Source organism: Photorhabdus sp. RM323S (assembly GCF_042879375.1).
In the GTDB taxonomy this organism is placed as follows: domain Bacteria; phylum Pseudomonadota; class Gammaproteobacteria; order Enterobacterales; family Enterobacteriaceae; genus Photorhabdus; species Photorhabdus tasmaniensis.
Genome location: NZ_JBHFKZ010000092.1, coordinates 1 through 5,999 on the forward strand (window position 1 = coordinate 1; position 5,999 = coordinate 5,999).

At 37.2% G+C, this 5,999-nt stretch carries 9 protein-coding genes; 5 read left to right on the plus strand and 4 right to left on the minus strand.

What is annotated here, in order from left to right:
- Window positions 1-482 (plus strand): Rpn family recombination-promoting nuclease/putative transposase (locus ACGF7G_RS21310; protein WP_387468205.1); only part of this gene is annotated, 482 nt, incomplete at its 5' end.
- A gap of 20 nt (window positions 483-502) precedes the next feature.
- Here ACGF7G_RS21310 and ACGF7G_RS21315 read toward each other — a convergent pair.
- On the minus strand, window positions 503-646 hold the full coding sequence (locus ACGF7G_RS21315; RefSeq protein ID WP_387468207.1) for a hypothetical protein: 144 nt from the start codon (window positions 644-646) through the stop codon (window positions 503-505).
- 628 nt (window positions 647-1,274) lie between these two features.
- Here ACGF7G_RS21315 and ACGF7G_RS21320 point away from each other — a divergent pair.
- The 3 genes from ACGF7G_RS21320 (at window position 1,275) to ACGF7G_RS21330 (ending at window position 3,013) form a co-directional block, all read left to right on the plus strand.
- Window positions 1,275-1,706, plus strand: a complete 432-nt coding sequence (locus tag ACGF7G_RS21320; protein ID WP_387468217.1) for a cycle-inhibiting factor — start codon at window positions 1,275-1,277, stop codon at window positions 1,704-1,706.
- Window positions 1,707-1,734: 28 nt separating this feature from the next.
- Entirely contained in the window at window positions 1,735-1,962 is a 228-nt protein-coding gene (locus ACGF7G_RS21325) for a hypothetical protein (protein ID WP_387468209.1), read from the plus strand.
- Window positions 1,963-2,062: 100 nt separating this feature from the next.
- Window positions 2,063-3,013 carry an Rpn family recombination-promoting nuclease/putative transposase gene (locus ACGF7G_RS21330; protein WP_387468211.1) on the plus strand — a complete coding sequence of 317 codons (951 nt, stop codon included), beginning with the start codon at window positions 2,063-2,065 and terminating at the stop codon, window positions 3,011-3,013.
- A gap of 20 nt (window positions 3,014-3,033) precedes the next feature.
- Here ACGF7G_RS21330 and ACGF7G_RS21335 read toward each other — a convergent pair whose 3' ends face one another.
- Window positions 3,034-3,177 carry a hypothetical protein gene (locus ACGF7G_RS21335; protein WP_387468213.1) on the minus strand — a complete coding sequence of 48 codons (144 nt, stop codon included), beginning with the start codon at window positions 3,175-3,177 and terminating at the stop codon, window positions 3,034-3,036.
- Between the two features lie 630 nt (window positions 3,178-3,807).
- Between ACGF7G_RS21335 and ACGF7G_RS21340 the strand changes: the two genes are divergently transcribed.
- The gene (locus ACGF7G_RS21340; protein WP_387468214.1) at window positions 3,808-4,749 is read left to right on the plus strand and encodes a YwqJ-related putative deaminase; all 942 of its coding nucleotides are present in this window, start codon (window positions 3,808-3,810) and stop codon (window positions 4,747-4,749) included.
- Between the two features lie 135 nt (window positions 4,750-4,884).
- Here the strand turns inward: ACGF7G_RS21340 and ACGF7G_RS21345 are convergent, their stop codons facing one another.
- Window positions 4,885-5,076 carry a type II toxin-antitoxin system prevent-host-death family antitoxin gene (locus ACGF7G_RS21345; RefSeq protein ID WP_387468219.1) on the minus strand — a complete coding sequence of 64 codons (192 nt, stop codon included), beginning with the start codon at window positions 5,074-5,076 and terminating at the stop codon, window positions 4,885-4,887.
- A gap of 143 nt (window positions 5,077-5,219) precedes the next feature.
- Window positions 5,220-5,999 (minus strand): hypothetical protein (locus ACGF7G_RS21350; RefSeq protein ID WP_387468215.1); only part of this gene is annotated, 780 nt, incomplete at its 5' end.

Genomic DNA, 5,999 nt, shown 5'->3' on the forward strand with positions numbered 1-5,999 from the left:
TCGATGTGACGGTGATACCTGATGATGAAATTCTGACGCATAAACGGGTCGCGCTACTGGAAATGGTGCAAAAGCATATCCGCCAGCGTGATATGGCAGAGTTACTGCAAGAACTGGTCATACTGCTGGCGTATGATTACTATACGGATGAGCAGCTAAAAAGCGTGCTAAACTACTTATTACAGGCGGGAGATACCGCCGATCCAGAGGGTTTTATCCGGCGACTGGCAGAACAGTCCCCGAGGTATGAGGAGGTACTGATGACAATAGCGCAAAGATTGGAACATAAAGCACGTCAAGAAGGACGTCAGGAAGGACGTCAAGAAGGGCGTCAGGAAGGACATCAGGAAGGGCGTCAGGAAGGACGTCAGGAGGCAACGTTAAAAATTGCTTATGCATTGCTGAACAGCGGAATCGATCGTGAAACAGTGATGAAAACCACCGGTCTGAGTCAGAACGAACTTGAGCAAATACGCCACTAACTCATGCAAAGAGCACTTAATCAGCATTCAACGATTTGTGTAAAAGAGAATCTTACGGTGACTGGCAGAACAGTCACCGCAACATGAGTCTCGACCGTGAAACGGTGATAGAAATCACCAGAGTGAGCTTGAACCAATGCACGAAACACATAGAAGCGGCACATTTACATTCCAAGCGATAAGAGCGAGTCTGAATCCACCTGCTTCATCATCAGAATAAAAGATACGCTTGCCAAATGGAAAAACAGCCAGGCGGCTATTGTTAAGATAAACAATGTTGGCATTGTTGTTTCTAAAGAAAATACTGATAAGTTAATTGGGATTTAAAATTATTTTTATACTAAAATAAAAAACAATCACTCACCTAACAAATCATTATTTATTAAAATTAATTATTTTTAATATATTTATTTCAGATCTCCATGTTATAAAATAGTGAAATATTAGTTTGATCCATATGCTATTCATTCATCGAATTCATTCTATTCTATAGGTAAGATAATGCAAAACTAATATAGTGAAAATGTTAAAGAAAATGGTGGAAAAACAGAAACAAAAAATGCAGCAAAATCTGCAAATATAGCAACAGACTCGCACCTGGAAGTGGGTTGTCACACCAAGCCATCTAAACTAAGAGGGAGATTATCATCCCAAAACGATAACGAAAATTCTACAGAATTAATAGATGATATTATAAAACTCCATAATGATCCCAAGGGAAACAAATTACTTTGGTATGATAATTGGTAGGATAAAATCATCGATAGAAATTCTGATGTTATACTTAAAGTAATCGATGAGAATGTTTCTCAATTCGGAGGACTTAAAGCTTATAAAGATATTGTTGGCGTAAACCCTTATGATCCCATTGAACCGGTTTGCGGCTTGTCTGCACAAAATATATTTAAATTAATGACCGAAGGAGAACAGGCCGTTAATCCTGTAGAACAATTTAAAAAAGAAAAAATAAACGGCAATGAATTTTCCGAAAAACTTGGTCAATTCAACGATTCGAGTAGCTATGTTGCATTAGTTAATGATCACCGATTTGGACATATGTTTCTGATTGATATTACATCAACCAGCCAAGGAATTGTAGGATATATTTATCAGTCAGATTTAGGAAATGGCGTATTACCTGCACTTAAAATAGTAGATTGGTTAAGTTCCAGAGGAAAAGAGCCCATTAATGCTCCATTCTACTTCTGGTACATGACGAGATGAATATATCAATCCAACGTTAGCAGAGAAAATGGCAAAACACGCCGCTGAAAAGGAAAATCATACATTTGTTGTCTCCATAGGAGATGCTCACCTAATACATATCAAAGATGTCATAAAAACCACCTATCAGGAGATAGAAGAAATTATTAATTCTTCGGATTATCATGTTATTTTAGGCTATTATTTTAGTCGCAATGATCAGGCTTTACGCTTTTATACCAATACAAATCCAGTAACAAGTTATGTTGATAATTAACCTGAACTTCGATTAAGAAGGAAATTCAAGGCATCACAGTCCGCTCAGTTTCTTGCTTAATATTTCTTCAATATAAAAGAAAGTATGCTATTATCCGCCTATGAATAAAAAACACACACCAACGCCACATGACGCTGTTTTTAAGCAGTTTTTAGGTCATATTGATACGGCCAGAGACTTTCTGGAGATACATTTGCCCGCGACATTACGGGCCGTTTGTGATCTGGATACACTGCGGTTGGAATCCGGGTCGTTTATTGAAGACAATCTGCGGGCGCATTATTCCGACATTTTGTATTCACTGAAAACAGCCCGAGGTGACGGTTACGTGTATTGCGTGATCGAACACCAGAGCACTCCGGACAAAATGATAGCATTTCGGCTTATGCGTTACGGTATTTCAGCCATGCAACGACATCTGGAACAGGGACATGAAAAATTACCGCTGGTCATTCCGGTGTTGTTCTATCACGGGAAAATCCAGCCGTATCCCTGGAGTACCCATTGGCTCGACTGCTTCGATGATCCGGCGCTGGCGAAGGAAATCTATTCCGGTCCATTCCCGCTGGTCGATGTGACGGTGATACCTGATGATGAAATTCTGACGCATAAACGGGTCGCGCTACTGGAAATGGTGCAAAAGCATATCCGGCAGCGTGATATGGCGGAGTTACTGCAAGAACTGGTCATACTGCTGGCGTATGATTACTATACGGATGAGCAGCTAAAAAGCGTGCTAAACTACTTATTACAGGCGGGAGATACCGCCGATCCAGAGGGTTTTATCCGGCGACTGGCAGAACAGTCCCCGAGGTATGAGGAGGTACTGATGACAATAGCGCAAAGATTGGAACATAAAGCACGTCAAGAAGGACGTCAAGAAGGGCGTCAGGAAGGACATCAGGAAGGGCGTCAGGAAGGACATCAGGAAGGGCGTCAGGAGGCAACGTTAAAAATTGCTCATGCATTGCTGAACAGCGGAATCGATCGTGAAACAGTGATGAAAACCACCGGTCTGAGTCAGAACGAACTTGAGCAAATACGCCACTAACTCATGCAAAGAGCACTTAATCAGCATTCAACGATTTGTGTAAAAGAGAATCTTACGGTGACTGGCAGAACAGTCACCGCAACATGAGTCTCGACCGTGAAACGGTGATGGAAATCACCAGAGTGAGCTTGAACCAATGCACGAAACACATAGAAGCGGCACATTTACATTCCAAGCGATAAGAGCGAGTCTGAATCCACCTGCTTCATCATCAGAATAAAAGATACGCTTGCCAAATGGAAAAATAGTCAAGAGGTTATTATTTCTAAAGAAAATACTGATGAATTAATTGGGATTTAAAAATAATCTCATATTAAAATAACAAAAATAACCACTAAGCATTCACTCAATAAATAATCACCAATTAAAAATAATTATTTTTTAATATATTTACCTGGGTTTTCAATGTTATAAAATAGTGAAAGTGTTAAAGAAAGAGAAGATTGGTCAAACTCCAAAACAAAGGAGCCAATTAATACTGATAAACTAAGTTAATTATTAAGCAATGAATTTAATAAATTATCTGGAAGTCGACAAAAGGAATTAATTAATGAATTACTTGAGATAAATAAAAATGTTCACAGTGTAAAGCCAGATAAGGTTAAAAAAGATAAAAATATAGATATTTATCCAAGAGAGTATGATACAAATAATTTTATTAAAAAATATTGAAATTTTAAAAGATAAACTTGATATTTTACTTCAATTAAATAATCCACTCTTCATTCAAATATTAAATCATCGTAATAATGTTCTTAAATGTAAAAAATGCAACCATTATAGAGGACTTCTAAATGTTCAAAAATGATATTTGTAAAGAAATTCGCCAATCTTGCGAAAACAAAACCTCAGATGAAACATTATTAGATGCATTACATCTGGATATTCCTGACTCCCAAGCAGTCATGTCTGCTTATCAGAATAAAACGCCTAAGCTATCTGATTTTAGTGCAAAGACCCGATTAATCCTAGACTCTTCAAGGCAATTTGGTCAGCAAAGATCTGCAACAAAGCAACGTAATTTTTCTGTACCTGGTTTAAAAGAGAATGGTACTCCTGGTGGAAGTTTTATTTATTCAAAAAAATCTTTAGATAATTTCGCTGCTCATGCAGGATATATACATAATGATGATTATAATGATGAATTTGTCAATTTTAAGGATAATGATAGAAATTTAGCTGAAGGAAAACTATTTCCTGGTATTAAATCATTTAAACATCATAAAGAATTAATAAAGAAAAATGGACAGGGACAAACGGAAATTCAACCAACAGATGAACCTATAGCCTATATCATCACTGACTCTAAATCCTTTATTTCAGGGATAAAGGATATGTATGAAAAAGCAGGAAGTCCTTTACATCCAATAACTGAAGTCTTAATTAAAGAGCACATGATTAATAATGCAGGTGTATTACCCACGATGGCTGGTATTGCCGGTTTGCATGCAGAGGTAAAAGCACTTAATCATTTATTAACTTCAAATGATAAAAAACAAGGGAAAGATATTGGAAGTCGAAAAATAGGCGAATATATGCGGGATATGCTGGAATCATCTATTTTTACTCAGCGATTGACAACAAGACAAGCTGGAGATGATTTTTCTGCTTGCCATAATTGCTCCGGAATATTATCAACGCCAGTCAATGTTATTACTGGTAAGGTAGATAGTGCGGGAAGTAATTTTTCATCAACAATATCTAAAAATTATAAAACCAAAGAATCACCAGTGTAGAATAGTATTTGATTAAATCAACGATTCACTTTCTACACTTTTAAGAAGCGCGTTAATCCGCTTAACGGGCTTCTTATCATTCTGTTGCCAGAAAAGGTCATTTTGCCAGAATTTATCAATAAAATGCTTATTTAATTACCTTTCCTGCAAATTTCCGCCACTTACCTTCTCTAATGATTTAAGTAAATGTTTTGCATTAGCCGGTAAGCGTAACAAATAAGCGGTTTCTTCAAGGCTTTCATATTCTACTCTCGAAATAATGACACAATCGCCACCATGCTGTCGGGTAATCAATGTTGGTGTACAGTCTTGAACCACTTTATCCATAATATACCCGTTATCTTTCAAGTTGCCTTTTTGTTGGCTGCACTCGCTCACCCCGGTCACATAGTTATCCATGCTCCCGGGGATTCGCTCCTTTGCCGCTCCGATGCATCTTGAAATCCATAGGGTATAACTAAAATATTATACTACTGACTCACAACTTGATCTTTAAGGTTAAATGTAAATACAGCATCTGTTGCCTGTTTTACATTTGCACCTTTAGGTAATTCGATTTTAACAATAGGTAAAAATTTACCTGTTGCATCTTTATAATCACGTTGATCTTTTTGTGCATTAATTAAACCTGCACCGTTTGAATAAAAAAGGGCTTCAATAGGTACTGTTTGTGGCTTATTTTCATCCCAAGGTTGAACGACTATCTCATTATAATTTAAACCATTACCATGATAAGGCATTGCAAGTAATGTTTGATAAAAAGCATCTGCTGGATCTTTAGCCGTCGGTCTAACATCAAATGCACAGACTCCCCATGCAGACTTTCTTACAATAGCCTTATTTAATTGATGAGCGGTGAAAACACCAAAATCTTGGCATGATTTCCCATCTGAAGGTTTAGGCGGTGCACCACAGTAATTTCCCTGACGCCCCCAAGTATTTGCATCAATAACATAGGAGCATAATACAGGAACTTTAACCTTATCTTCAGGGGCCATTTGTTCAGGAAAAAGAATAAAACCATTAACGCTAGCAAATGTATTGCCAAATTTAGCATCTTTTCTTAAATATGAAAAAGAAACTCCATTATTTTTTATAGAAGATGGATTTAACTTCCAAAATTTAAATCCAGGCCGAGTCCCTCTCATCAAAACTCCAGAGCAAAGAAAAGCAGGTGATTGAGCATCACCACAATCTTTAGCGGTATTATTATATTGTTGGGTTAATATATTAGCAATATCATTTTGTAC